Source organism: Aneurinibacillus tyrosinisolvens (assembly GCF_001015055.1).
Classification (GTDB): Bacteria; Bacillota; Bacilli; order Aneurinibacillales; family Aneurinibacillaceae; genus Aneurinibacillus_A; species Aneurinibacillus_A tyrosinisolvens.
In genome coordinates, this window is record NZ_BBWZ01000003.1 from 222,143 (window position 1) to 247,130 (window position 24,988).

Here is a 24,988-nt window from a genome sequence, read left to right on the forward strand (position 1 = left end):
CTTAATGGCGTGGCAATCATTTTCTGAAATGTTAAACAAAACAAAAGAGGAGAATACGAGATGCGAGTTCTTGTAGTAGGTGCGGGTGCAATCGGAGGCTATTTTGGAGGCCGACTCCTGGAAAAAGGGGCAGATGTAACCTTTTTGGTCAGGGAAAAAAGACAAAAACAGCTGAATGAGCAAGGATTAGTCATTCACAGCATCCATGGGGATGCGCATTTGACACCGCAGACAATGGTTGCGGGAGAGGAACGGGCACCGTTTGATTTAATCATTATGACGACAAAGGCCTATCATTTCGAAGAAGCGTTGGAAACGATTCGCCCGTATGCAGGTGAGGCGACAATGCTTCTGCCTTTGCTGAACGGCATGGCCCATATGGACCTGCTTCGGGAGAAATTCGGCAGCAAAAACATCTTAGGCGGGTTCTGTTTTATTGAAGCCACCTTGAATGAGAGAGGAGAAATCGAACAAAAAAGTAAGTCCCATGAACTGGTGTACGGGGAGCTGGATGGCAGCAGAAGCGAGCGTATTACTGCCCTGGAGCAGTTTTTTCAAGGAGCCGGGGCGACGTATACCGCAAGTGAAAAGATTGTTCGGGACATGTGGCATAAATATCTCTTCATTTCTACATTCTCGGGCATGACTACACTGGTGCAGGCACCCGCAGGGCCGGTACTTGAAGCAGAATATGGCCCGGAGCAGACACGCCAGTTGTTTGAGGAAATCGCGTCTATAATGAAGGCGGCAGGAGCACCCATTGATGAAGGAATTGTAGAGAAGCAAATGAACCTCTTTGGCAAACAAAGCTATGGGATGAAGTCATCCATGCTTCGGGATATGGAAAAAGGGATCGCAATTGAATCAGACCAGATGCAGGGGTACCTGCTCGCTTTAGCCAGGCATCACGGTCTTGGGGCTCCGCTTTTGCAGACTGTATATTACAACCTTAAAGTTTATGAAATGAAAAGGGAAAAAGAGATGTTAATGTAAGGCAAAGGATAGAAGAGAGCAGAAGATTATTTCTTTTTCTTCTTCCCGATTGCTTCTTTGGCAAGCTCGTCCGCCAGCGTGTTAAAAGGATTTTCACGGTGGCCTCTGACTTTTACAAAGTGAATGTCGATTTGCTCCAGCGCCTCATCGATAAAGCGCTGATAAGCAAGAAGCACCGGGCTGCTTACATTCGCCTGGCGATAGGCAGCTAATCCAAGTGTAACAAGATCGTGAAAAATCACGACTTTTTGCTTTTGCTGTTCAATGGCATAGGAAATCGCGCTCTGGACGGCGAGTATTTCAGCCAGGGAGGACGTGCATTTCTGCTCCTGTATTTTCTTACTATCGGATAGCTGGTGAACGACTTGATTATGCTGCACAATGACAGCAGCATAGGCGGCGAAATTCTTATAGATGGAGCCATCCGTATAAATGACAAGCGTATTTTCTTCCCGGGAATGCGATTCTGTCAGCAAAAGCTCTTCTTTTAACGACTTTTCATTGGATGATACCTTGTCCTGGAATCTCTTTTTATTTTGTTCCCGCAGAAGCCAGTCGTGGTCGATCCGGCAAATGGAGTTCAATACGAACTGTTTCGCCTCTTCGAAGGTTAGACAGCTTTTCCATTTTGCCCGGGAAAAATCCCGGGTTTGCTCCAGGGCTTCTTTTTGTTTTCGATAGATGCCAGGGGCTTTGCCAATTCCAACAGCATAGAAACGCCTGCTCATACATTCACCTTCGCTTCCGCTCGTTCTCTTTCTTTACTGTTACTATTCCTCCGTTTTTATATTCAAAAACAGAGGAATTGGAAGTATTTATGGGTAAGCTTACTATGGAGAAGGTTTTTATCATTATGTGCTAGATATAGAAAGGTAGGTTGAACATGGAAAAAAGAAGAATAGGCAAATCGGAGCTTGAGGTTTCTGCACTTGGTCTTGGATGTATGGGAATGTCTGATTTTTATAGCGGGCAGGATGACGAAGAATCCATTCGGACGATCCACCGGGCGCTGGAGCTGGGAATTAACTTTTTGGACACCGCCGATATGTATGGGGTGGGCCGAAATGAAGAATTGCTCGGAAAAGCGCTAAAGGGCCGTCGTGGCGATGTTATCCTTGCTACGAAATTCGGAAACGTGAGAGGGGAAGACGGCTCGTTTCAGGGCGTGAATGGCCGGCCTGAGTATGTTAAGCAAGCGTGTGAAGCCAGCCTGCGGCGTTTGGGTGCCGAGCATATCGATTTATATTATCAGCATAGGGTCGATCCGAATACGCCAATTGAGGAAACGATCGGTGCCATGTCTGACCTGGTGCGGGAAGGAAAAGTGCGGTACATCGGCATGTCGGAAGCGGCGCCCGATACAATTCGCAGAGCCCATAAGATTCATCCGATTACAGCGCTGCAAACCGAATATTCTCTCTGGAGCCGGGACGTGGAAGATGAAATTCTGCCAACGATACGGGAGCTAGAGATTGGCTTTGTGGCCTACAGTCCGCTGGGCAGAGGATTTTTGACGGGACAAATCAAATCATTTGATGATTTGGCTGAAGACGATTATCGGCGTTTCTCCCCACGCTTCCAGGGTGAGAATTTTCAGAAAAACCTTGACCTTGTTGCCCGCATCCGCGAGATTGCGGAGGAGAAAGGGTGCCAGCCTTCCCAGCTGGCGCTCGCCTGGCTGCTGGCCCAGGGCGATGATATTGTTCCGATTCCGGGAACAAAAAGAAGAAAGTATTTAGAAGAAAACGTCGGGGCATTGGATGTAAAATTAACGGAAACAGATGTAGCAAGGATTAACGAGGTTGCACCGCATGGAGTAACGGCGGGCGGGCGTTATCCGGAGGCTTCAATGGGCAGTGTGAATCTATAAATATTGCATTTACACTTTCATTTGTATTTGTAATAGTGTTGCTAAGTAAATTGAATACGGTTTTAAACTTGGAGGAGCCTGTGGTTGCAGGCTCCTTCTGTCATTTCCTTTTAATTTTAACACTACATTGTTTGATAAAATGACACAAATAGGGTACTATCTATAAGTTACAAACTATAGTTAAAATCCATTCCAAATAGAAGAAGGCGAAATTAGATCATGAAAGAATTATCACGCACCAAAACAGTTAGTCTCATTGCGTTCCTTGTGATTATATGGGGAATTGCGTGGCCGATATACAAAACGGCATTGCCCTACACACCGCCGCTTTTGTTTGCCGGAATGCGCACGCTTTTAGGCGGCTTGCTGTTAGCTGTTCTATTATATCCAAAACGGAAGCAAATTCGCTGGAAAGAAAACTGGCCTATTTATTTTATTTCATCCGTATTTAATGTGACCTTGTTTTACGGATTGCAGACGGTCGGTTTGATGTATACACCGTCTGGGTTGTTCTCGGTCATCGTCTACCTCCAACCGGTACTTGTCGGTATTTTCGCCTGGTTATGGCTGGGAGAATCGATGTCCCTGTTAAAAGTCATCGGTTTACTTATCGGATTCCTCGGTGTCATCATGGTCAGTGCCGGTGGGTTCTCGGGTCATATCGCCATGCTGGGGATTGTACTTGCTCTCATTACAGGACTCTGCTGGGCGATTGGCACGGTCTACGTGAAAAAAGTTAGCACCAGGGTAGATTCGATGTGGCTTTCTGCCATACAGTGTATTATCGGCGGCATCGCCTTAACCGGCGTCGGCTCAGGGATGGAGAAATGGTCCAGCATCGTCTGGAACGGACCTTACTTGTTTGGTCTTATTTTTGGCATTGTCCTTGGGATTTCGGCCAGCTGGGTCGTTTATTTTACACTCGTCAATCTCGGTGATGCCAGTAAGGTAGCCTCCTATACATTTCTCGTTCCGCTCATATCTGTTTTAACCGGGACATTATTTTTAGGCGAACCCTTTACGATTGACCTTTTAATCGGGCTGGTTTTAATTGCGATTAGCATTTATTTAGTGAATCGGAAATCGAAGCCGAGCATGGAGCAGAGTAAAGAAGTCGCTTTATATTGAATGCCTGTTTGTTTATTTTAGAAGCCTGGCTCATAATACAGCCGGGTTTTTTTGTGATGGAATAGAAACAACCAAACCCGGGTAAGGCTAAAGGTTATCTAAATCATGAAAAACAGGGGTGTACAGAATGAATAATAAAAAATTAACAGGAACTAACGCCGTGATTACAGGGGCTTCCAGTGGACTCGGCTATGCGATGGCCGAAGCTCTGTTAGAGGCGGGCGCTGCGGTCGCATTGGCATCACGCGAGGGGAGTAAATTAGATGGAGCAGTAGCCGGTTTAAAGGCCAAAGGGTACGATGCCCACAAATTGCCTTTAGATGTTCGTTCCGAACAATCTGTAGCGGACGCTGTTCAATGGGTTAAAAAAGAATGGGGCACAATTGATGTTCTTGTCAATAACGCAGGAATTGGAATGAGAACAGTGAATCCCCGTTTCCTGGTTGAGCCGCAGCCTTTTTATAAGGTGACGCCAGAAGGATTCCGCAATTTAATGGATACAAATGTAACGGGCTACTTCCTGGTGGCCAGACAATTTGCCCCGATGATGGTGGAACAAAGGAAAGGGCGCATTATCAATATTTCTATGAATTATGAAACGATGAAAAGAAAGGGATTTGTTCCCTACGGTCCGTCCCGCGCAGCTACGGAGTCCCTTTCTCACATTATGGCGGAAGACCTGAAAGAGTATGGGGTAACCGTAAATATGCTTTTACCGGGCGGGGCTACCGTCACAGGCATGATCCCGGATGAGGTTAGAGAGGAAGTTGAATCGCAGTTTTCACTTATAAATCCCCGCGTTATGGCGGAACCGATCGTTTTCCTGGCATCGCCGGCGTCCGAAGGCTTGACAGGTGAGCGGATTGTAGCGGTTGAATTTGAACAATGGTTAAAAGAAAGAGGCATTAATTTAGCATAAAACTAAGCATACTAACGTTGTTTATGATACAGATAAAAGGGGAAAGAAACCTCTGAAGCTAAATTCTGGATTTGGAGGGCTGCCCATGTTTTTTCACAAAAAAAATCTTATGTACGAAGTAAAAGTGAGCCAGGCTGATCCGCGTTTTGCCCGCATCTTGCTTGAGCAATTCGGAGGAGCCAATGGAGAGCTTGCCGCTGCCATGCAGTATTTTGTCCAGGGATTAGGATCCCGCGATACGAAAATGCGCGACATGCTGATGGACATTGCGGCAGAAGAAATCAGCCACCTGGAGATGGTCGGTACGTGTATTGACATGCTCATCAATGGCCACCCGAATGAGGAATTTTACCAGACGGAAATATTCGATTTTGTGGGCGGAAATGGACCGAACCTTATGAACAGCTATGGAATTAAGTGGACAGCGGATTATTTGAAAGTAAGCGGGGAAACGGCTAGCGATTTACATAATAACATCGCTGCGGAAGGCCGGGCCAAAATAACGTATGAACGCCTCATGACCCAAACAGACGATCCTTCCGTCCTTGATATGCTAAAGTTCTTAATGACCCGGGAGGTTACACACATTCAAAACTTCCAGGAAGCGCTCTATTCGCTGGAAGAGCAAATGCCTGGTGTGATGTCCGGCAGCCCTGAATTTGTAAAAAAATACTTCAACATGTCAACCGGAGCAACCGACGCGCGCGGACCGTGGAATGAAGACGGGAAATTCGAATATGTGGAGGACCCGGTTCCAATGGGGAATAATCCTGCTGAGGAAATGAAGGCGAAGAACGAATAATGATAAAGCCAGCTTACCGTTTTTTGTAAGCTGGCTTGTTTCTTATAGCATAAGCTATTTATTCGCAGGCGGATTGCCAGGTGTTGTCTGGCCGGGTGCAGATGGTTCGGAACCTGGCTGCTGCGCCGGCTGGTTTTTAATCATAGAAGCCGGAATGGTTTCCTTCTTGATGATTTTCTGAAGCCCTGAATGGAAGAACTCACTTTCCTTGCCCATCGCCAGTGAATCCTCAATTTGTTTCTTCGCTCCCTCGTACGTCTGTTCACTTCGTTTCTCTACCCGCATAATGTGGTATCCGTATGTGGTTTCAATTGGATCGCTAATTTTATTTAAAGGAAGTGTCATCGCTGCGTTACGGTAGGCTTCTACCGTTTGTCCGAGTGGCTGGGTTTCATTATATTGGTAGAGGCCGCCTGTTTGAGCGCTTCCCGGATCATCTGTATTTTCTTTTGCCAGCTTCGCAAAGTCTGCACCGGCGCGAAGCTGCTTGACGAGATCTTCTGCCTTCTTCTTTGCTTCTGCTTTGGAACGTTTTTCTGTACCAATGAGAATATGGCGCACATCAGCCTGGATAAAGGCCCCCTGTTTCTTCGCATTCTCATACGTTTTCTTTTTATCTGCCTCCGGGATATCCTTTGCGAAGTAAGAAATCATTTTTGCCTGGTCTAAGAAAAATGCTTTGACTTCATCTTTAGTCACATTATTTTCTGTATAAAATGAATCGATGCTTTTCCCTGTACCCAGCTGCTGTTTTATCGAAGCTTCGAACTGGTTAAAGTCATTTTCTGCTTTTTTCTTATCTTCATCTGTGTCTTTGACCTGATCAGCTATATAGCGGTTCATAACCTGAAAATGAAGAATTTGAGTAAGTGCTTCCTTATTACCCGCATCAAGCTGTTGTTTCATGTTGGGTTCAATGGCCTTTATTACCTCTACGTAGTTCTTATACTCGGGTTCACTAATCTTCTTCCCGTCCCCGTACTCTGCTACCCCTGGTTTGGTTTGGCCGACAATAATCATGCCTATAAGGATAAGGGCTAAGATTAGAAGTCCGTAATTTTTATTTATTCGCAATATGTTTTCCACGCCTTTCTTATCTTTGAGATTTATGAATAAAGTTTTTCTCTAGTAATTATACACGAAAAGTATGAAGGGAATAAAAGAAATCATAGGAAATTACGAGGGAATGAATGATAGATAAAATAGATACACTGCATGCGGCCTGTTTTATTTATATTTTTTGATTTTGTTGTGAACCATAAGATGAATCCTTAAATACGTTTTTAAAAACATCGGGTGAGGTATGAGAAGTATGCCGAAGAGATATGAAAACCTTAATGGTATTAAAAACAAGAAGACAATCATTCAAATATATAAGCGCAGGAGGGAAAGAAGAAAAAATGTGAAGGATTTAACGATCCAAATCCCTCATGCGAGAAATAAGCGTATAAAAGAACTGCAGGAGAACCGGGAACGAACGACGTACACCTGGATTGGGCACTCGACTTTTCTCATCCAAATGAATGGGTTAAATATTTTAACGGATCCTGTGTGGGGGAAAAGAATGGGGTTTGACAAACGGCTGACAGAACCGGGGATGAGAATCGGAGAGCTTCCTGAAGTCGATATTGTTGCCATATCCCACGGGCATTACGATCACCTTGAATTCTCATCCCTTCGAAAACTGAAGGGGAATCCAGCCTATTACGTTCCGGTTGGCCTCAAACCGCTTTTCGAAAAAAAGGGATACCATAAGGTCATTGAGGCGAATTGGTGGGAAGCTTTTCAGCATGATACAATCCAGCTTCACTTTGTTCCAGCCCAGCATTGGACAAGAAGGAGCCCCTTTGATATAAATACATCTCACTGGGGGGGCTGGGTGTTTCAATCAAATAAAGAAACCTTTTATTTTGTTGGAGACACCGGGTATTTTAAAGGCTTCCGGGAAATTGGGAAGCGTTTTGCTATCGATGTTGTATTTATGCCGATTGGGGCGTATGAACCGGAGTGGTTTATGAAGGTTGCCCATATTAACCCGGAGGACGCCATTAAAGCGTTTTTAGAGCTCAAAGCGGGGATTTTTGTGCCGATGCATTACGGAGCGTATCGACTGGCGGATGATACGGGTCCAGAAGCGCTCGACAGATTATATAAGGAGTGGAGAAGACTGGGGCTGCCCGCAGAAAAATTAAAGGTACTTAAAATCGGGGAAACAGTGATTAGCGGGCAAAAGAGCCTTGTTTAATAAAAAGCCAGGAATAAGTCATTCCTGGCTTTAATAAAAACTAGTGGGGTTGCGGTGTATACAATGAACGGGATTCCATCAAGTAATGTTGAAGCAAAGATATAGAACACTACAAAAATGAATTAAAGATTATTTGACATTAATAGCCTCTACTTCAACTGTCCATCCAAACTTGTCTTCAATTTTTCCGTTTTGGATGCCCGTAATCGTATCATAAAGTTTCTGAGATAATTCACCGATTTCACCATTATTAATAGTCATTTTTTTATCCATCCAACTCAATTCACCAATAGGGGAAATAACAGCTGCGGTTCCCGTTCCAAAAGCTTCTTCCAAAGCTCCGTTAACATGAGCTCCATACAATTCTTCAACAGAAACCTTTCTTTCAATAACAGGAATATCCCATTCTTTTAAAAGGTGGATAATAGAATCTCTTGTAATTCCATTTAAAATACTACCATTCAGAGCGGGAGTGACTACTTCACCGTTAATTTTGAAGAATACATTCATACTTCCTACTTCTTCAATGTATTTTTGCTCAATTCCATCTAGCCATAGAACTTGAGAGTATCCATTTTTCTCGGCATCTTCCTGTGCTTTCAAACTGGATGCATAATTACCAGCAGTCTTAGCAAATCCTGTACCACCACGAACGGCACGAACATATCCGCTCTCTACGTTAATTTTTACAGGTTTTATTCCCTCTGGATAGTAAGCACCAACAGGGGATAGGATGACAAGAAATAAATAGCTGTGGGAAGGATGAACGCCAAGTGTAGCATCTGTGGCGATAATAAACGGTCGGATATAGAGGGAGGTTCCTTCTTTAGTTGGAATCCAGTCTTTATCGATATGAACCAGCTCTTTTATAGCCTGAATGATAAATTCGCCATCGATAGGAGGAATACTTAGTCTTTCATTGGATAGATTAAGTCTTTCCATATTTTTATTCGGTCTGAATAGAAGGATCTTATCCTCTTCGGTTCTGTAGGCTTTTAATCCTTCAAACACTGCTTGACCATAATGCAACACCATTGTAGAAGGATCCAAACTTAATGGGGCATAGGGGAGAATTCTGGCATCATGCCAGCCTTTTCCTTCTGTATAATCCATTAAAAACATATGGTCTGTAAAATTATGACCAAATTCTAAATGATCCTGATTAGGCTTCTCTTTTGGTTTTTTTGTTTTTTCAATCGTAATTTGATTTACCATAGCACATTACTCCTTCACAATTTTCTTTCTTTTTATGTGGAATCTGTTTATTAATAAATGATATACATCCTCTGAACTTATTAACAACATTTATTATAATAAACTCAACTTTCGCAGTATACATTCGGCAGGTAAGCCTTGATGTAGCTGGGCAAACCAGAGATCCATCGCTGGAGTTGATTTTGAATGAATGTTGAGAGTTTCTTGCTGGTTTTTGGCAATATCCGTGATCAATTCGAAGAGTTGATGTAATGCAATCGCCCAATCCAGTTCGCTAACTTCATCGCAAAGCGCAAGAAATAAACCGCCCAACGAACGCTCATCCGTACTTTGCCGATGCTGCCAGGCCAATACAATATACCGATTTACCAAATGGAACGGTGTTTTTCTATTTTCAGCGCACTTTTCAGCGATGTTGTCCATTTATGTTTCTGAATGGCTATCAGGCCTTATACAGTAAAGATCCTCATGGCTTATCGCTCTGCGAAAGTTGAGTTAATTATTCAACTAGAGGTGTACGGGTTGGCGATTTACTTTTTCATTAGTGCAATTCGATTTATGAAAAAAGATAATGATAAAGGTAAGTAAAAGAGTTATACTTATCTTTTGTTGAATCATATAGTTATTAAGTTCCCATATAAGAACGAGTTTTTCTTACATTGTCTGTGGTTTGGTTTCGCTGCATGGATGGCTAACAGGAATCGATTGTTGAAAGTTACTTTTAACCTGCTCCGTAATGAGGCCGGGTTTACTGCATTAATCTTTGCGATTTTTGGCGAATTTATTATCATTTAACACCCGTATCATGGTGGCATAAAACCGAGTAACTCCCCTTTTTTGTTCTGTGTATTGACTTGGACAACTATGAACACACCCAATATAGGGGCGCTTATAAATAAACATTTTTCAGGAGAGGGAAGTGGAATCGATAATGAAGCAATACAATACACGGGCCATCATGACGTCGCTGCTCATCTGCGGCTTCCTTGGCATGTTCAGCGAGACGGCGCTCAACATTGCGATCAGTAATTTAATGGATGTGTTTCAAATTTCGGCCGCGACCGCACAGTGGTTGACAACGGGGTTCCTGCTGACTCTTGGTATTCTGATGCCAATGACTGGGTTGTTGTTGCAATGGTTTACGACGAGGCAACTGTTTATCGGTTCGCTTGCGAGCTCGATCATCGGCACATTGATTGCGGCGCTCGCGTTCAATTTCGAAATGCTAATGGTCGCTCGCATTCTGCAGGCAACTGGCATGGGCTTGCTGATTCCGCTCATGTTCAATACGATCCTTGTCGTGTATCCGCCGGAGAAGCGTGGGGCGGCGATGGGCTTCGTTGGCCTTGTTATCATGTTTGCGCCGGCGATCGGCCCGACCGTGGCGGGTCTCCTAATCGAATATTTAACATGGCACTACATCTTCTGGCTCCCACTGCCGTTTTTGGTCATAGGGCTGTTGGTAGGGCTAAAGTATTTGGAAAACGTAACCGATGTCACGAAGCCCCGCATCGATTTACTATCCGTCGCCCTGTCAACGATCGGCTTCGGCGGCGTCGTCTTCGGGTTCAGCAAGGCTGGCGAAGGTGAGGGAGGATGGACCAACGCAGTCGTGCTCACTTCGATCATCATCGGGCTGGCCGCGCTCGTACTATTCACGCTGCGACAGAAATTTATGCGTGATCCGATGATGAACCTTGGCGTCTTCAAGTACCCAATGTACATCGTGGGACTGCTTACGGTGCTGTCGTGTATGATAATCATCTTATCGAGTATGATTATTCTGCCAATGTACCTACAGAATGGTATGAAACTGTCCGCGTTCGCCGCCGGGCTCATGTTGTTGCCAGGCAGCGCACTGAACGGCATCCTGTCGCCGCGCATGGGGCATTTATTCGACAAGTATGGGCCGAAGTGGCTTGTTATTCCCGGCTTCGTCGTCGTCGCGGTAATGTTATGGTTTTTCTCCAACATTTCGCCCGCGTCTTCGGTCGCTTTCATCGTCATCTTGCATATCGGACTAATGGTCGGCATCTCCATGGTGTGGATGCCGGCGCAGACAAATGGCATGAACCAGCTGCCGCCAGAGCTGTACCCGCACGGTACGGCGGTCATGAACACGCTGCAGCAGGTCGCGGGCGCGATCGGCACAGCGATCGCAATCAGCATCCTTACGAGCGGCATGGAGAAGTATTTGCACGACTCTCCCGCGCCGACCAAACAGACCGAGATGGCCAACGCAATGACGGTCGGCTCACAGAACGTGTTCATGTTCGCAATGATTGTAACGCTGATCGGTCTGGCCATAGCGTTCTTCATCCGCCGCGTTGTCGTCAACCATGCGGCGATGAATCCGAAGCATTGATGTTCCTAGAGGGAGCCTATGGGCTCCCTTTTCTCTTCGTTCTTGTAAAATTGCAGTCCTATGAGCGGCTAACCGGTTGGCTAATACTACAGGTAAAAGGTGAGAAGGGTAGAGCAGGAATTGTTTGAACGTGTCTGCGCTTCCGTTGTGCGCCGGAAATTGACCTACGAGGGCTTGTATTATACCCGGTCTTGGTTGAACATTAATTTTTCCTTAATGATTCTTATCTTTTAGAATGAGACTACTAAAGTCGTGGAACCACGATTGACATTTTTATCTGAGTGTCTCAAGTTCTAAAAAACGGGGGGATATTTTGTATGTCCTTTGCAGAATCGACGTATATATCCTATTTATGCCGGTCGCGTCATAAAGACCTACATCTTGAAACCTGAGACAAGCAAAATTGAGGTCATCAGCCAGCCGGGCTTGCTGCAGGTTCTTTCAAGGGGAACACTTCTTCCTTTATCAGAAGTTGTATATTTATATATAAAATATAGTAACATATTTAAAATTAGTTTTTATCTGTAGTATACCCCATGCACTATGTTCGTTTGCGGTATATTTAGTACAAGGATATAAGGAAAATGTAGAGAGAAAGGAATTCTTTTACTATGCTCGATACACACTATCATCTTGATCAGCTTGATGATGAGACGCTGCACAGGCTAATGGAAGAAGCGGCCGTAATTCGCAACATTATCGCGCCGGCTACAGGGCTTCATTCTTTAGAGCGTTTACTAAAGATTAAAAACCAATACAATGAACGGGTGGAAGTAGGTGCAGGGATTCATCCGGAAAGAGAAATGAACGGTGAAATAAGGGAAGAAAAAAAGAAACTCATTCAATGGATAAAGGAAAATCCGTCAAAAATTCGTGCGATTGGAGAAGTTGGACTGCCCTATTATTCGCTGGAAAATAAACAACCAAACGCGATTCCGGAAATCGCATGGGAAATCCTGCATGACTTCTTAGCTTTAGCTTCGGAGCTTAAACTTCCTGTTATTCTGCACGCTGTGCATACGATGGCACAACCATGCCTTGAGGCAGTAAAACAACATAACATTGAAAAAGCGGTATTTCATTGGTTAAAAGCCCCTGATGAAGTGGTACGTCAAATTATGGATAGCGGATATTACATTTCTGTCACCCCTGAAGTGGTGTACCGGGAGCGTGACCAGCACCTTGTCTGGCTCGTTCCTATCGAACAACTGCTGCTCGAAACAGACGGACCGTATCCGCATCAAGGTATTTATGAAGGGAAGCTAACCCACCCGCTATGGATTAGAGATAGCATTCAGGCGATCGCCGGCATCCACGGAAAATTGGAGGAAGAAATAGAGCAGGTGACAACGCAAAATGCGTTGCGCTTCTTCTTTGGTTAATGGAGCTTAAGCTTACTATGGATAAGCAAGGCACATACGCAGAAAGGAAAAACGTTTTCTAAGGAAAAGGGTCACTCTCCTGAGTGGCTCTTTTCCTTTCGAAAAACAAGCGTAAACCCTATCTTTTTTGTCGTAATTAATTGATAATAATTGTAAGGAGGGGATTGATACGAAAAATTTAAAGACAGAAATTTTACTGCTTTGTGTTGTACTGTTTTGGGGAGGCAACTACACATTCAGCAAGTTCGGGATGGAAGTACTCAGCCCTGAAATGTTTACACTCATTCGGTTTGCGATTGTTTTCCCTATACTGCTCATCGGTCTTTGGTGGAAGGAAAAAAGCATAGCCATCGAAAAGAGAGACATCCCCCGGCTTATCATTGTTAGTCTGGTTGGGATTTCGATTTATCAGACGCTCTTTATGGTTTCGATACATAATACTTCTGCGACGAATTCTTCTCTTATGATTGCATTGTCGCCTATTTTTACGGGAATATTATCCATCGCTGGTGGAAAGGAAAAGTTTACGTGGAGAGTCCAGGCGGGTTCCCTTCTGGCATTCCTTGGGGCGGCTGCAGTCATTGGAATGGGAAACGAAGGATTTGCCTTTCGCTCGAATCATCTTTACGGAGATCTTATCGGTCTTATTGCGGCCCTGTTCTGGGGGTGGTATCCCATTCTTGCCGAACCCCTCGTGAAAAAGTACTCGTCCCTTCGGGTTACCGCCTGGTCGTCTGGCATTGCGGCTGCGCTTCTTGTACCGATTAATATGACACAATTATTGACAACATCCTGGCACTGGAGTGCTGGAGTATGGGGTTCCCTTCTGTATGCTGCGATTCCGGTAACAGTTTATGGCCTGGTCGTCTGGTATTATGGTGTCAGTAAGATCGGGCCGACGAAAGTAATGGTCTACATGTATATGGTACCGCTCGTTGCGATTCTCATCGCGGCTGTTGTTCTCCATGAATCACTTAATCTGCTGCAGGGGCTTGGCGGCATTGTCATCCTGCTCGGAATCACGGTTGTGAAATGGGAAGGGAAGACAAAGGTCAGCCATTCCATAGCGAAATAGGAATAAGAAATACTACGAAGGAAAGAGTAACAGAAAGTAAAAAGTGAACGAGAAGGAGTCACCATGATACGATTTGGCATAATCGGAACGAACCGGATTACCGAACAGTTTATTGAATCAGCAAGGGAAATAGAGGATTTTGCTTTGACGGCTGTTTATTCCCGGACGGAAGAACGAGCGAAGGAATTCGCAGCGAAATTTGGCATTCAGAATACCTTTACGGAATTGGAAGCGATGGCAGCAAGTAAAGAAATCGATGCCGTTTATATTGCCAGCCCTAATTCCTTTCACGCAAAACAGGCGATAACGTGCATGAACTATGGAAAGCACGTGTTGTGTGAAAAGCCCATTGCCTCTAATACAGCCGAGCTGCAGGAGATGATTAAAGCAGCAAAAAAGAACAATGTGGCGCTAATGGAGGCAATAAAATCAACCCTTGTTCCTGGCTACAGAGCCATTCAGGAACATTTGCACAAAATTGGGCCGGTCCGTCGCTATTTTGCAAGCTATTGCCAATATTCCTCCCGCTATGATGCTTATAAAGAAGGCACCATCTTAAATGCATTTAACCCTGCTTTTTCGAATGGGTCATTAATGGATATTGGAATTTATTGTATCTATCCAATGGTTGTATTATTTGGCAAGCCTTCCGGTGTAAAAGCCCATGGAGTGATGCTTGATTCGGGGTGGACGGGGAAGGAAGCATCCTTATGAAGTATGAGGAAAAAGACGCGGTTGTTATGTACTCGAAAATAACCGATTCACATCTTCCTTCTGAAATTCAGGGGGAAAACGGGACCCTTGTCATTGATAAAATCAGCAGTCCAGCGAAAGTTGAAATCCGCTACCGGGATGGAAGGACAGAAGATATTACAAAACCACAGGCGAATCCAGCGATGTATTATGAAATAAAAGAGTTTATGGAGTTAATTAAAAACGGGAAATTGGAATCGCCGACTAATTCTCATACAAATTCCATGGTTGTGATGGAAATAATGGAGGAAGCCAGAAAACAAATAGGGCTTGTATTTCCAGCGGATAAGGCGGTGAAATCCGAATTTAAACAGTAGTGCCTCTGTTTAGGAATAAACAACCCTTGCGTAAAAAATACGCAAGGGTTGTTTCATTTTCATGCATAGGATTAGGTTTTTTATTGACCGGGTTCCTTGATTTTGACCTTATCCTTCATCGCTGTCTCCATGTAGGTTTTACCCCATTCATACATCGCCTCAAGGACAGGCATAAGGGTTCTTCCATGTTCTGTCAGTGAATATTCCACTTTTGGCGGAACAACAGGATATACTTCACGATGGACAATTTGATCTTCTTCCAGTTCCCGCAAATGGTTAACGAGCATTTTTTGCGTAATATCCGGGATCAGGTTTTTTAGTTCGCTAAAACGCTTCGTCCCGCTTTTTCCCAAATGCCATAAAATAATCATCTTCCACTTTCCGCCGATGACGGAAAGCGTCAGTTCTTTTTCGCAATTAAACGTCTTATTAGGAATGCGTGCCATCCATTTCACCTCTGTATTTATTGTAACACATAGTATCCTTTATGATACTATGTGTTTTTTTATCACTATATGATAATAAAGTGCGTACTTACAATAGCATATTATACACGTTATACTAACTTCTGTGTTAAAAATAACGAGCACAGGTAATGGTCATACTAAAGATGCTTGAGGGAAAAAATCTAACTCGCCATCGATAGTTAACCTGTTAACAACACGAATTCATTTTTATTAGGAGTGGACAATTCATGGAACTGCAATTAGCGTTAGATCTTGTAAACATCCCGGAAGCAAAGAAGCTGGTAAAAGAAGTAGAGAAATACATTGACATCGTCGAAATCGGCACGCCGGTTGTTATAAACGAAGGCCTTCGGGCAGTAAAGGAAATCAAAGAAGAGTTCCCTTCTTTAAAAGTTCTGGCAGATCTAAAAATTATGGATGCAGCCGGATATGAAGTCATGAAAGCATCCGAGGCTGGCGCAGATATTATTACGATATTGGGAGCTGCTGAGGACATGTCCATTAAGGGTGCTGTTCAAGAAGCGAAAAAACAGGGCAAGAAAATCCTGGTGGACATGATCGGCGTGAAAGATATTGAAGGACGGGCAAAAGAACTCGATGCGCTTGGTGTGGATTATATTTGTGTGCACACCGGCTACGATCTTCAGGCAGTCGGACAAAATTCTTTTGAAGACCTTCGAAGAATTAAAGGCGTCGTGAAAAATGCAAAAACAGCGATTGCAGGCGGTATTAAATTAGAGACGCTGCCGGAAGTGATTAAAGCCAATCCTGACCTTGTGATTGTAGGGGGCGGGATTACCGGACAAGAGGATAAACAAGCTGCAGCTGCCCAAATGCAAAAAATGATTAAACAAGGGTAAGGACAGGGCATGCAGACGACGGAATATTTTACTGAAATTATAAATGAGTTAAACCGTACCGCGGGCTTGCTGATAAGCGAAGAAGCCGAAAAATTGGTGGACGGAATTCTCGAGGCAAAGAAAGTGTTTGTCGCTGGCGCAGGCCGGTCTGGATTAATGTCCAGGGCCTTTGCCATGCGGATGATGCAGATGGGCTTCGATGCTTATGTCGTTGGCGAAACGGTCACCCCGAACCTGGAAAAAGGCGATATGCTGCTCATCGGTTCCGGTTCAGGGGAAACCAAAAGTTTGGTTCCAATGGCGGAAAAAGCAAAAAGTTTAGGGGGAATCGTTGCCGTTGCAACGATTTTCCCTGAATCAACGCTTGGCAAAATCGCCGATATTGCCATTACACTGCCTGGCTCACCGAAAGACAAGGCGAACAGCTCATACAAGACGATACAGCCAATGGGAGCCTTGTTTGAGCAGACGCTCTTATTGTTCTACGATGCTGTCATATTGAGACTAATGGAGAAGCAGGGAATGGGCTCCGCTGCCATGTTTAGCAGACATGCCAATCTTGAGTAGGGCAATCCATTAAAGCTGCAACACTAAAAAGGATAGAATCAGGCGGAAGCAAACCTGCCTGATTCTATCCTTTTATTTACTGAAAGCTTACCCTCCAATGTGTGACATTTCCACTTTTTTCTTTACAGCGCTACTATTTGTAAGTTCATCGCGCTCTTCCGAATAGCGATCATGGCGGTTACTCCAAATATTTTCCACAATGGATTGCATTTCTTTGTCTGACAACCCGGATCGCAGGGGAGTTTTTAAATCATGTCCCCTCGAGGCAAACAGGCACGTGTATAATTGGCCTTCAGCGGATAACCTTGCCCGATTGCAGCTGGAGCAGAAAGCATCGGTCACAGAAGAAATGACACCGATTTCCTCATGCGATCCAACATAGCGGTATCTTGTAGCTACTTCCCCTTCATAATTAGGGTCAATCGGTTCAATTGGCATCGCGCGGTTAATATCCTCAATGATTTGCTTTTTTGGATAAACGGAATCCAAATTCCACTGATTTGTATTTCCCACATCCATAAATTCAATAAACCGTATAATATGTCCCTTCTCTTTAAAAAACGAGGCCATCGGAACAATTTCAGATTCATTGACACCTTTTTGGACAACCATATTGATTTTAACGCCAAGTCCTGCTCTGGCAGCTGCATCAATTCCTGCCAATACTGTGTCAACGGTAACGCCTCTGCCGTTCATTTTTCCAAATAGCTCGTCATTTAAAGAATCCAGGCTGACTGTCACCCGCTTCAGGCCGGCATCCCTTAATTGCTCCGCGTACCTGGGCAGAAGGGAACCGTTCGTTGTCATCGCAATTTCTTCAATCCCGTGTATTTCTGAAAGCTTGCTTATGAGAACAGGGAGGTCCTTCCGCATTAAGGGCTCGCCGCCTGTGAGGCGAATTTTTTTTATTCCAAAGTTTTCCGAAAAAATGCGGGCGATCCTTTCTACTTCTTCAAAAGAAAGGAGCTGCTCTCTTTTAAGAAAAGGGTAGTCAGGGCCGAAAATTTCAGCCGGCATACAATACGTACAGCGAAAATTGCATTTATCTGTAACAGATATGCGCAAATCACGAAGGGGGCGGTTCAATTTATCAAGCAAATGAATCGAATTTGTCATGCTGCATTCCTTCTCTCTAGCTCCCGTCTTGTTTAATCCTTTCAGGGTGCGAATAAACATTGAAAGAGTTTCCTCTAATAAATCCAACAGCCGTGATGTTTAACTCTTCAGCCAGCTGTATTGCCAGGTCTGTAGGAGCAGACTTCGACAATACAACACCGACGCCAATTTTCGCAGCTTTCAATAGAACTTCAGAAGAAATCCTTCCGCTAAAGACGATGGTCTTATCTTGAACAGGGATACGATGCTGTATACAATAACCAAAAAGTTTATCTAAAGCATTATGCCTGCCAATATCCGTTCGACTAATTAGCATTTCACTATTTGTACACAGGGCCGCATTATGAACGCCACCCGTTTCTTTAAAAACGGTACTGCTTTCCTGCATCTGTTTCATTAGGAAAATGCATTGTTCCGGCGTAAGTGATACCTTTGATGTAGATGTTCTAGCTGTGCGTGCGTCGTTTTGAAAGTAAAATTGCCTGCTTTTCCCGCAGCAGGAGCCGATGAATCTTTTGGAGTAAAATTGCTGGCTTGTAGGGGTCTGAAACGTTAAATCTACATAAGCGAACCCGCGAGACTGATCAATGTGCATTTGTTTAATGTCATCTTTAAATCGTATCACACCTTCTGATGCGAGAAAACCAATAACGAGTTCTTCTAAATCTAATGGGGTGCAGACCATTGTTGCAAATTCTTCACCGTTTAGCATAATGGTCAATGGATATTCGGAAACAATCTGGTCATATTTTTCCTCCAAAGAACCATTTTCAAACTTTGTAACTTTTTTTTGAATCGTATACTCGCCTTCCATAACCTGCCACCTTCTTGTCAACAAATAATTATTTTAATAATAGCATATATTCATTGTGTAAAAACTGTTGTTATATTGAAAAAAGAGTGTCGCTATTTTTAAAAAGTTCGTACAATCATATGTTTTGTGATACATTGTAGTGAAATGATTGAAACGTTAAATAAAAGGCCCACGGCTCGAAGAAGCACGCTCAGAGTGGGAGATTTATGGGGACGTGTTCCAATGGGGAGGCACCTGGCTGTGTGAAGACGGTGTATGTCGCATAAAAGGATCAGCGCTACGTGGAAAAGAGAGTCGAAGAGCTGGAAGAAGCGGTTCAAAAATATAATGGCATTTTATCAGGAGAGGGAGCCGTTTCCCTCCTCTAACGAACTATCTATTTATGGTATTAACTTCATTTATATAAGTCAAGTCGGAAAAGCCCCTGCCATTGTGGCAGGGGCTTTAAGCCTGCAGCAATAAAAATGAACATTATTGAGCCGAGTAACTAACCAGTACGGGAGGTTCACCGGCTTTGTAAACGAGGTTTAGCTTCTTTCCTTCCATGTCCGCAAATGACTCCGCATTTCCGTTAGGAATCATTAAGACTAGAATTTCCCCATTGTCGGCGGCAAATTCCACAAAATTGCCGTCTGCCACACCATTCACTGTTGCTTCAATACGAATGGTATTATCATGCGCAATCGTAAGATGCTGGCCCACCTTAAGCATGTCGGTTTTTAATCCATTCGTTCGTTTAAGCTCTTGTACGGTAACTTTATATTTTGCAGCGATTTTGAAGAGGGTATCGCCTTTTTTAACGGAGTAATTATCACCAGCAGCGGAAGCGGATGAAGCTCCGATAAAAGCGCTTATGGCAAGGATAAGCGAAGCTGTTATTCCAATTGCTTTCGCCTTATAGGCTTGTACAGCAGCCTTTCTTTGAAAAATGCCGCCTGTTTCGGGTACTGTTGTTGTTATTGTCTTTGTTTGTTTTATCATACTTGACCCTCCATCTTTCATTTGTATTATAATTACCACGATTCTTGCATTAATCAACATAATATGGAAAGAAAATAAAGAGGAATGATATAGAAAGGCTCATACGACATGTATATGTCATTGATAAGCATTGTATGACACCGAATTAGTAACAAATAAAAAGGAGGGGATAGTATAGGGGAAGGGAGAGAGACGGAAATGAAAAATGATAACGTTGTTAAACATAAGGTCAAGCATCAGGAAAATGAGGAGATAAGGAAAGGGAACGGCGAAGGGATTCAGTGGTGGCAGCTTACGCTCATCGGCATCGGCTCGATTATCGGCGCCGGTTTTTTTCTCGGTACAGGGCTGTCTATTCAAACCGCCGGCCCTTCCATGCTGCTCGCCTACCTGGCAGGGGGCGTCATTGCGTTTCTAACTTTTAACGCGCTAGCGGAAATGTCAGTCCATGACCCGCAACCAGGGTCGTTTCGCACTTATGCGGGAAAAGCGTTTGGGCCGGGCATAGGGTTTGTGAGCGGTTGGATGTACTGGCTCGCCGGTGTATTGATTATGTCCAGCGAGGTTACGGCCTTAGCTATTTTTACGAAGTTTTGGTTTCCCCACGTTCCCCTGTGGGTTTTTTCGATTGTTTATGCAGCGGCAGGACTGGGCATAAACCGGCTTGGCGTGCGTAATTTCGGGACAATCGAATCGTTTTTTGCCATTGTGAAGCTCTCCACTCTTATTGTCTTCATTGTTTTCGGAGCGATGATTCTCACAGGCGTTATCCCGCCCTCCGCTAATCTGACAATCAACCGGCCAGCCTTTCTTCTTCAAGGAAGCGTATTTTTTCCACATGGATTCATCGGCCTCTGGTCGGCCATGATTTTTGCGCTTTTTTCCTACGGGGGAATTGAAATTATGGGCGTGACGGCGAATGAATTGAAAAACAAAAATGACGTTACGAAAGCGGGCACCGTATTGCTTCTTGCGCTTGTGTTCCTCTATGTCACTGCTTTGTTTTTTGTTATTATTATGGCGGATTGGAGCAAAATCAATGAATCGGAAAGCCCTTTTGTGACGGCTCTGTCTGCGTTTAACCTTCCTTATTTGAGCACCATCTTCAATTTAATTATTATTAGTGCCGCCTTTTCCACGATGGTAGGCTCGCTCTTTTCCATCACTCGGGTGATGCTTTCGCTTGCGAACGACGGGGACGCGCCGAAGATGTTCGCCCAAATAAACAAACGCGGCGTCCCGGCAAAGGCGCTGTTTCTGGGGAGTTCCGGGCTTGCCCTGTGCATCGTTCTGTCTTTCCTTCTTCCAAATACGGTGTACGAATATGTAACAACAGCGGCGGGGGTTATGCTTATTCTAAACTGGGTTATTATTATGTCTTCGCAGGTGAAAAACCATCGGAACTACATAAAATCAGGCGAGAGGCTGGCTTCTGTAATGCCCGGAACCCCTTACAGTTCGTATTTTGGCATTGCTTTGATTGTTGTCTCGGTTAGCGGGGCGCTGTTTCGCCCGAATGAGCGGGTTGGTTTTCTGGTGAGCCTCGGCATTATTGGGATTATTTTTGTCAGCTATTATTTGCGCAGCCGTTCCGTTGTCGTCCCGGCAAGGGAAAAGAGAAAAGAGCGTTCGTAATATAGGGTACTATTGTATAATAGTAATAAAAAGACTGGAGGAGGAAACATATGGATAATTGCAAAGCGATTGTTTTTGACGCATACGGTACGCTCTTCGATGTACATACTGTGACAGAGAAGTGTGAGCTTATCTTTCCGAGGCTTGGCGGAAAGATAAGCAATACCTGGAGGCAGAAACAGCTGGAATATACGTGGCTCCGTTCTTTGATGGGACGATATGAAGACTTCTGGGAAGTTACGCGGGATGCACTCGTTTTTACTTTGAAAGAGCAGAAAGTTGAATGGTCTGATGAGGCGCTATCCGATATCCTTAACGAATATCTTCATTTAAAGCCGTATAATGAGGTCCCTGCGGCATTAGGAAAGCTGCAAGTGCAGGGCAAGCAGCTGGCCGTCCTTTCAAACGGAACCCCGCACATGCTGCAGTCGGTTATCCGCCATGCGGGCCTGGCTTCTAAGTTTTCTTACGTCATCAGCGTAGATGAGCGCAAAATATTCAAACCGTTTATGGACGTTTACCAGCTCGCCCCGGACAAGCTGGGGGTTCATAAAGAAGAGGTACTGTTTATTTCTTCAAACCCATGGGACGTCTCAGGAGCAAAAGTATTCGGGTTTCAGGTGTGCTGGATTAATCGGTTTGACAAACAGTTTGATGAGCTCGGTGTAGAGCCTGATGTTGTTGTCCGAACATTGGATGAGCTGGCGGAAAAACTACAAAGAGAAGGGTAAAAAGATAGAGGATCCATGCTTGCATGGCATCCTCTATCTTTTTAATTGAATAGTTTTCTCACTTGTTTGCTATTTGCATAGCAATAATAAACCAGTTTGCAGCATTCTTGCTGCCAATCTGCCAGAGAAGGGCGATGATTTCTTGCGTGGTAAAATGCTCCTTCACCCGTTCCAGCAGCTCTTCGGGCAAAACACCATGGTAGGCCATAATTTGATCGGTAAGTTCCAGTGCGGCTCTTTCCCTGTCCGACAGGGAAGCTTCTTTCTGCCTGGCCGCTGCCATGTTTCTCTTTTGCTCATCCAGAGCAATTCGCTGGACGTTCAGTCAGTAGTCACACCCGTTGTTTGCGGCGGAGCGAAGACGGATAAGTTCAAGCAACTCAGGCTCCAGTATTTCTCCAAGCGCGCTTTCCATCTGCTCGAATGCACCGAGCAGTTCTGGGGAATTTGCAAATGCTTTGCGAAATGGGCTTCCTTCTACGTCTGTAAGCGGTAACCTTGCCAAAGTAGCACCTCCTATTAAGTATAGATACTTCTTTAAATTCCCATCCTTCCTATTATCAAATCACGAATTCCGTTTCTTTGCTATAGGTTCCGGCACATTGCAGAGTGCAAGCAGCAGCTATTCCGCTTGTGCATGCTGGACAGAATGGAGAAACAGCCGGGTTAATTGGGTCATTTCAACATGCGCTGCCTGAATATACGAGAGCTGGCGCAAAAAAGTCCGGCCTTGAATCGACAAGGAAGCGAGTTCACCATACTGCAGCGGTTTTCTTACAGCCCAATCGGAAAGGACGGTCACACCAAGCCCCGCAGCAACCGCTTCTTTCACCGCCTGGTTACTGCTGAATGTAACCATTTTTTTAACCCGCAGACCGAAGTTTTCAATCACATAATCGGTGTATACCCGGGTCCCTGAACCTTCTTCCCGGACAATCCAGGTGCAATCGTGAAGCTTATCCGCATCGATCATTTTAAATGCGGCCAGCGGATGGTTGGTCGGAACGACCAGCACCATTTCATCCTGCATGAACGGAGTAATTTGCAGATCTTTGTCATTTGTTTGCCCTTCGATAAGTCCAACGTCCATTTGCAGCAGCTTCACAGCCCGGGCGATGCTTTCCGTATTGCCAACGGTCACCTCAACCTCTGCTTCCGGATACTCATGGCTGAACGCTGCCAGAAGCCTCGGAAGGATATACTCACCGATCGTATAGCTGGCCCCAATGTGGAGCTTTCCTTTTATCGTATGCTGGTGGGTGTACAAATCCTCCCGCGCTTTTTCATACAAATTCAGCATCTGTTTCGCCCGTTCATACAGCATCTCGCCGGCCGCTGTAATATAGAGATGCTTAGGAGAACGATCGATCAGCTTTGCCTGAAATTCGGATTCCAGATTTTTAATGTGCAGGCTCACGCTTGGCTGTGACAGCCGGAGCTTTTCTCCCGCCCTGGTAAAGCTTTTTTCTTCCACTACGGTAACAAATGTTTTCAGTGCATCATAATGCATACGATTCTCCTATTTATCATTAGAAATATTAATCTTTACAATAATATAACTGTATTTTCCTTATTATTCAACCTCTCGTATAGTAAAAGAAGAGGAAAGAACGGAAGGCGATGAAGCGGGGGAAACCACAATGGAACAGACGATAAAAAAGAGTGTAGTGAGGCCGGATAGGAAAGGGATTTCGCTATATTTTATCCAGGGAGTTGGCATCACACTGCTCATAGCAATAGTGTCCAGGTATATCGCAACGCTCCCTTTTTTCAGTATGGTTGGGCAACTGGTCGTTGCCATCCTGCTCGGAATGCTGTGGCGGGCGGTACTTGGCGTTAAAGAGCAAACGATGAGCGGGACTTCCTTCTCCAGCAAAAAGCTGCTGCGGCTGGGAATCATTGTGCTCGGGATGCGGTTGAATCTGTTTGGCATTGTGGAGGCAGGTTCGCATGTCGTTGTTCTGGCGACGGTGAATCTTGTGTTTGCTCTGCTCGTTGTATACGGTTTGTCGCGTTATTTGAATGTAGATCGTAAACTTAGCATACTGGCGGCGTGCGGCACCGCGATTTGTGGTGCGGCCGCGGTCGCTGCCATTGCCCCGCTCGTGAAAGCGGATGATGAAGAATCGGCAGTGGGTGTAGCTGTCGTAGCCATTCTTGGTACTATTTTTACGGTTGTGTATACTTTGCTATACCCTGTACTCGGCTTAACGAAAGCGGGTTACGGCGCGTTTGCGGGAGGGACCCTGCATGAAATCGCGCATGTTATCGCAGCCGCAGTTCCTGGGGGGAAAGAAGCGGTGGATGCAGCGGTCATTGTCAAGCTAACGAGAGTAGCGCTGCTCGTACCGGTGGCTCTCTTCATCGGCTGGTCGTTTGAGCGGGGGACAGCGCCGGCTTCACAGGATCGTTCGTTTAAAGAAAGGGTAGCGAAATTGCCGGTTCCGTGGTTTGTTTTTGGCTTTCTTATCGTAAGTGGAATTCATACCCTTGGCATTATACCTGAGAGCGCTGCGAAGCAAATGGTGTCGATTTCGTACTTGCTGTTAGGGATGGCAATGGCGGGCCTGGGGATGAATGTGAGGATAAGTACGTGCAGACGGTTGGGGATGAAGCCCCTCGCAGCCGGGTTTGTTGGGTCGGTGCTGCTGTCTGTCATCGGTTTTTATCTTGTTCAACTACTTGGTCTTAGCTGAATGATTTGATACATTTATATTTAATAAGGCTACGTGTTCTAAATTTGGGTAACGGGG

24 protein-coding genes and 2 pseudogenes are annotated in these 24,988 nt (G+C 44.8%); 15 read left to right on the forward strand and 11 right to left on the reverse strand.

Translation table 11 applies throughout. From position 1 onward, the window contains the following. The first annotated feature begins 60 nt into the window (after nucleotides 1-60). Nucleotides 61-993 (forward strand): ketopantoate reductase family protein, encoded by a 933-nt coding sequence (locus MBEAL2_RS04595; RefSeq protein WP_047151122.1) that lies wholly within the window; start codon nucleotides 61-63, stop codon nucleotides 991-993. A 26-nt stretch (nucleotides 994-1,019) separates the two neighbouring features. Here MBEAL2_RS04595 and MBEAL2_RS04600 read toward each other — a convergent pair whose 3' ends face one another. After that, a complete protein-coding gene (locus tag MBEAL2_RS04600; RefSeq protein ID WP_047151123.1) occupies nucleotides 1,020-1,721 on the reverse strand; it encodes a ribonuclease H family protein in 702 nt (233 codons plus the stop codon). Nucleotides 1,722-1,876: 155 nt separating this feature from the next. Here MBEAL2_RS04600 and MBEAL2_RS04605 point away from each other — a divergent pair, with 155 nt between their 5' ends. The 4 genes from MBEAL2_RS04605 (at nucleotide 1,877) to MBEAL2_RS04620 (ending at nucleotide 5,712) form a co-directional block, all read left to right on the forward strand. Next, nucleotides 1,877-2,863 (forward strand): aldo/keto reductase, encoded by a 987-nt coding sequence (locus tag MBEAL2_RS04605; RefSeq protein WP_047151124.1) that lies wholly within the window; start codon nucleotides 1,877-1,879, stop codon nucleotides 2,861-2,863. Nucleotides 2,864-3,082: 219 nt separating this feature from the next. After that, nucleotides 3,083-3,991, forward strand: a complete 909-nt coding sequence (locus MBEAL2_RS04610; RefSeq protein ID WP_047151125.1) for a DMT family transporter — start codon at nucleotides 3,083-3,085, stop codon at nucleotides 3,989-3,991. A gap of 127 nt (nucleotides 3,992-4,118) precedes the next feature. Beyond that, nucleotides 4,119-4,910 carry an SDR family NAD(P)-dependent oxidoreductase gene (locus MBEAL2_RS04615; RefSeq protein ID WP_047151126.1) on the forward strand — a complete coding sequence of 264 codons (792 nt, stop codon included), beginning with the start codon at nucleotides 4,119-4,121 and terminating at the stop codon, nucleotides 4,908-4,910. Between the two features lie 85 nt (nucleotides 4,911-4,995). Beyond that, entirely contained in the window at nucleotides 4,996-5,712 is a 717-nt protein-coding gene (locus MBEAL2_RS04620; protein ID WP_047151127.1) for a manganese catalase family protein, read from the forward strand. A 54-nt stretch (nucleotides 5,713-5,766) separates the two neighbouring features. Here the strand turns inward: MBEAL2_RS04620 and MBEAL2_RS28890 are convergent, their stop codons facing one another. Next, on the reverse strand, nucleotides 5,767-6,786 hold the full coding sequence (locus MBEAL2_RS28890) for a peptidylprolyl isomerase (RefSeq protein WP_052947471.1): 1,020 nt from the start codon (nucleotides 6,784-6,786) through the stop codon (nucleotides 5,767-5,769). Between the two features lie 238 nt (nucleotides 6,787-7,024). Here MBEAL2_RS28890 and MBEAL2_RS04630 point away from each other — a divergent pair, with 238 nt between their 5' ends. Then, entirely contained in the window at nucleotides 7,025-7,957 is a 933-nt protein-coding gene (locus MBEAL2_RS04630; protein ID WP_047151128.1) for an MBL fold metallo-hydrolase, read from the forward strand. A gap of 129 nt (nucleotides 7,958-8,086) precedes the next feature. On the opposite strand, the gene MBEAL2_RS04635 is transcribed toward MBEAL2_RS04630, so the two are convergent. Together MBEAL2_RS04635 and MBEAL2_RS04640 are read right to left on the reverse strand one after the other, a co-directional pair. Then, entirely contained in the window at nucleotides 8,087-9,172 is a 1,086-nt protein-coding gene (locus MBEAL2_RS04635) for a branched-chain amino acid aminotransferase (RefSeq protein ID WP_047151129.1), read from the reverse strand. Between the two features lie 104 nt (nucleotides 9,173-9,276). Next, a pseudogene (locus tag MBEAL2_RS04640) lies at nucleotides 9,277-9,538 on the reverse strand (IS4 family transposase); the annotation flags it as partial. Between the two features lie 565 nt (nucleotides 9,539-10,103). Between MBEAL2_RS04640 and MBEAL2_RS04645 the strand changes: the two are divergent. From MBEAL2_RS04645 to MBEAL2_RS04660, 4 genes and pseudogenes are all read left to right on the forward strand, one after another. Beyond that, nucleotides 10,104-11,537 carry a DHA2 family efflux MFS transporter permease subunit gene (locus MBEAL2_RS04645; protein ID WP_047151221.1) on the forward strand — a complete coding sequence of 478 codons (1,434 nt, stop codon included), beginning with the start codon at nucleotides 10,104-10,106 and terminating at the stop codon, nucleotides 11,535-11,537. 611 nt (nucleotides 11,538-12,148) lie between these two features. Next, nucleotides 12,149-12,919, forward strand: a complete 771-nt coding sequence (locus MBEAL2_RS04650; RefSeq protein WP_047151131.1) for a TatD family hydrolase — start codon at nucleotides 12,149-12,151, stop codon at nucleotides 12,917-12,919. A gap of 196 nt (nucleotides 12,920-13,115) precedes the next feature. Beyond that, nucleotides 13,116-13,994, forward strand: coding sequence for a DMT family transporter (locus tag MBEAL2_RS04655; RefSeq protein ID WP_369405468.1), 879 nt, complete (start codon nucleotides 13,116-13,118; stop codon nucleotides 13,992-13,994). A 63-nt stretch (nucleotides 13,995-14,057) separates the two neighbouring features. Continuing rightward, nucleotides 14,058-15,064: pseudogene (locus tag MBEAL2_RS04660) on the forward strand (Gfo/Idh/MocA family protein). Between the two features lie 80 nt (nucleotides 15,065-15,144). Here MBEAL2_RS04660 and hxlR read toward each other — a convergent pair. Continuing rightward, nucleotides 15,145-15,510: a transcriptional activator HxlR gene (gene hxlR, locus MBEAL2_RS04665; RefSeq protein ID WP_047151133.1), complete on the reverse strand. Its 366-nt coding sequence runs from the start codon at nucleotides 15,508-15,510 to the stop codon at nucleotides 15,145-15,147. A 248-nt stretch (nucleotides 15,511-15,758) separates the two neighbouring features. Here hxlR and hxlA point away from each other — a divergent pair, with 248 nt between their 5' ends. After that, nucleotides 15,759-16,391: a 3-hexulose-6-phosphate synthase gene (gene hxlA / locus MBEAL2_RS04670; RefSeq protein ID WP_047151134.1), complete on the forward strand. Its 633-nt coding sequence runs from the start codon at nucleotides 15,759-15,761 to the stop codon at nucleotides 16,389-16,391. Nucleotides 16,392-16,400: 9 nt separating this feature from the next. After that, complete coding sequence (hxlB, locus tag MBEAL2_RS04675; protein ID WP_047151135.1) at nucleotides 16,401-16,958, forward strand: 6-phospho-3-hexuloisomerase; 558 nt, start codon at nucleotides 16,401-16,403, stop codon at nucleotides 16,956-16,958. An 87-nt stretch (nucleotides 16,959-17,045) separates the two neighbouring features. Here the strand turns inward: hxlB and moaA are convergent, their stop codons facing one another. The 3 genes from moaA to MBEAL2_RS04695 all read right to left on the reverse strand — a co-directional run bounded on the left by moaA (nucleotide 17,046) and on the right by MBEAL2_RS04695 (nucleotide 19,869). Beyond that, nucleotides 17,046-18,074: a GTP 3',8-cyclase MoaA gene (moaA, locus tag MBEAL2_RS04680; protein WP_047151136.1), complete on the reverse strand. Its 1,029-nt coding sequence runs from the start codon at nucleotides 18,072-18,074 to the stop codon at nucleotides 17,046-17,048. A gap of 16 nt (nucleotides 18,075-18,090) precedes the next feature. Beyond that, on the reverse strand, nucleotides 18,091-18,888 hold the full coding sequence (fdhD, locus tag MBEAL2_RS04685; protein ID WP_047151137.1) for a formate dehydrogenase accessory sulfurtransferase FdhD: 798 nt from the start codon (nucleotides 18,886-18,888) through the stop codon (nucleotides 18,091-18,093). Nucleotides 18,889-19,359: 471 nt separating this feature from the next. Next, the gene (locus MBEAL2_RS04695) at nucleotides 19,360-19,869 is read right to left on the reverse strand and encodes a LysM peptidoglycan-binding domain-containing protein (RefSeq protein ID WP_052947472.1); all 510 of its coding nucleotides are present in this window, start codon (nucleotides 19,867-19,869) and stop codon (nucleotides 19,360-19,362) included. A gap of 198 nt (nucleotides 19,870-20,067) precedes the next feature. Here MBEAL2_RS04695 and MBEAL2_RS04700 point away from each other — a divergent pair, with 198 nt between their 5' ends. Both MBEAL2_RS04700 and MBEAL2_RS04705 read left to right on the forward strand, forming a co-directional pair. Next, nucleotides 20,068-21,504 carry an amino acid permease gene (locus MBEAL2_RS04700; protein WP_052947473.1) on the forward strand — a complete coding sequence of 479 codons (1,437 nt, stop codon included), beginning with the start codon at nucleotides 20,068-20,070 and terminating at the stop codon, nucleotides 21,502-21,504. A 50-nt stretch (nucleotides 21,505-21,554) separates the two neighbouring features. Next, nucleotides 21,555-22,235 carry a haloacid dehalogenase type II gene (locus MBEAL2_RS04705; protein ID WP_047151139.1) on the forward strand — a complete coding sequence of 227 codons (681 nt, stop codon included), beginning with the start codon at nucleotides 21,555-21,557 and terminating at the stop codon, nucleotides 22,233-22,235. 58 nt (nucleotides 22,236-22,293) lie between these two features. Here the strand turns inward: MBEAL2_RS04705 and MBEAL2_RS04710 are convergent, their stop codons facing one another. The 3 genes from MBEAL2_RS04710 to MBEAL2_RS04720 form a co-directional block, all read right to left on the reverse strand. Continuing rightward, nucleotides 22,294-22,518 carry a carboxymuconolactone decarboxylase family protein gene (locus tag MBEAL2_RS04710; RefSeq protein ID WP_047151140.1) on the reverse strand — a complete coding sequence of 75 codons (225 nt, stop codon included), beginning with the start codon at nucleotides 22,516-22,518 and terminating at the stop codon, nucleotides 22,294-22,296. 42 nt (nucleotides 22,519-22,560) lie between these two features. Beyond that, a complete protein-coding gene (locus tag MBEAL2_RS04715) occupies nucleotides 22,561-22,740 on the reverse strand; it encodes a hypothetical protein (RefSeq protein ID WP_047151141.1) in 180 nt (59 codons plus the stop codon). Nucleotides 22,741-22,857: 117 nt separating this feature from the next. Continuing rightward, complete coding sequence (locus MBEAL2_RS04720; RefSeq protein ID WP_047151142.1) at nucleotides 22,858-23,745, reverse strand: LysR family transcriptional regulator; 888 nt, start codon at nucleotides 23,743-23,745, stop codon at nucleotides 22,858-22,860. Between the two features lie 130 nt (nucleotides 23,746-23,875). Between MBEAL2_RS04720 and MBEAL2_RS04725 the strand changes: the two genes are divergently transcribed. Beyond that, nucleotides 23,876-24,931: a YeiH family protein gene (locus tag MBEAL2_RS04725; RefSeq protein ID WP_047151143.1), complete on the forward strand. Its 1,056-nt coding sequence runs from the start codon at nucleotides 23,876-23,878 to the stop codon at nucleotides 24,929-24,931. Nucleotides 24,932-24,988 lie beyond the last annotated feature (57 nt).

What these genes read in the sequence shown, in the direction of transcription:
- MBEAL2_RS04595 (WP_047151122.1), top strand. Translation starts at nt 61, where the DNA reads ATGCGAGTTCTTGTAGTAGGTGCGGGTGCAATCGGAGGCTATTTTGGA.
- MBEAL2_RS04600 (WP_047151123.1), bottom strand. Translation starts at nt 1,721, where the DNA reads ATGAGCAGGCGTTTCTATGCTGTTGGAATTGGCAAAGCCCCTGGCATC.
- MBEAL2_RS04605 (WP_047151124.1), top strand. Translation starts at nt 1,877, where the DNA reads ATGGAAAAAAGAAGAATAGGCAAATCGGAGCTTGAGGTTTCTGCACTT.
- MBEAL2_RS04610 (WP_047151125.1), top strand. Translation starts at nt 3,083, where the DNA reads ATGAAAGAATTATCACGCACCAAAACAGTTAGTCTCATTGCGTTCCTT.
- MBEAL2_RS04615 (WP_047151126.1), top strand. Translation starts at nt 4,119, where the DNA reads ATGAATAATAAAAAATTAACAGGAACTAACGCCGTGATTACAGGGGCT.
- MBEAL2_RS04620 (WP_047151127.1), top strand. Translation starts at nt 4,996, where the DNA reads ATGTTTTTTCACAAAAAAAATCTTATGTACGAAGTAAAAGTGAGCCAG.
- MBEAL2_RS04630 (WP_047151128.1), top strand. Translation starts at nt 7,025, where the DNA reads ATGCCGAAGAGATATGAAAACCTTAATGGTATTAAAAACAAGAAGACA.
- MBEAL2_RS04635 (WP_047151129.1), bottom strand. Translation starts at nt 9,172, where the DNA reads ATGGTAAATCAAATTACGATTGAAAAAACAAAAAAACCAAAAGAGAAG.
- MBEAL2_RS04645 (WP_047151221.1), top strand. Translation starts at nt 10,104, where the DNA reads ATGAAGCAATACAATACACGGGCCATCATGACGTCGCTGCTCATCTGC.
- MBEAL2_RS04650 (WP_047151131.1), top strand. Translation starts at nt 12,149, where the DNA reads ATGCTCGATACACACTATCATCTTGATCAGCTTGATGATGAGACGCTG.
- hxlR (WP_047151133.1), bottom strand. Translation starts at nt 15,510, where the DNA reads ATGGCACGCATTCCTAATAAGACGTTTAATTGCGAAAAAGAACTGACG.
- hxlA (WP_047151134.1), top strand. Translation starts at nt 15,759, where the DNA reads ATGGAACTGCAATTAGCGTTAGATCTTGTAAACATCCCGGAAGCAAAG.
- hxlB (WP_047151135.1), top strand. Translation starts at nt 16,401, where the DNA reads ATGCAGACGACGGAATATTTTACTGAAATTATAAATGAGTTAAACCGT.
- moaA (WP_047151136.1), bottom strand. Translation starts at nt 18,074, where the DNA reads ATGACAAATTCGATTCATTTGCTTGATAAATTGAACCGCCCCCTTCGT.
- fdhD (WP_047151137.1), bottom strand. Translation starts at nt 18,888, where the DNA reads ATGGAAGGCGAGTATACGATTCAAAAAAAAGTTACAAAGTTTGAAAAT.
- MBEAL2_RS04695 (WP_052947472.1), bottom strand. Translation starts at nt 19,869, where the DNA reads ATGATAAAACAAACAAAGACAATAACAACAACAGTACCCGAAACAGGC.
- MBEAL2_RS04700 (WP_052947473.1), top strand. Translation starts at nt 20,068, where the DNA reads ATGAAAAATGATAACGTTGTTAAACATAAGGTCAAGCATCAGGAAAAT.
- MBEAL2_RS04705 (WP_047151139.1), top strand. Translation starts at nt 21,555, where the DNA reads ATGGATAATTGCAAAGCGATTGTTTTTGACGCATACGGTACGCTCTTC.
- MBEAL2_RS04710 (WP_047151140.1), bottom strand. Translation starts at nt 22,518, where the DNA reads ATGGCAGCGGCCAGGCAGAAAGAAGCTTCCCTGTCGGACAGGGAAAGA.
- MBEAL2_RS04720 (WP_047151142.1), bottom strand. Translation starts at nt 23,745, where the DNA reads ATGCATTATGATGCACTGAAAACATTTGTTACCGTAGTGGAAGAAAAA.
- MBEAL2_RS04725 (WP_047151143.1), top strand. Translation starts at nt 23,876, where the DNA reads ATGGAACAGACGATAAAAAAGAGTGTAGTGAGGCCGGATAGGAAAGGG.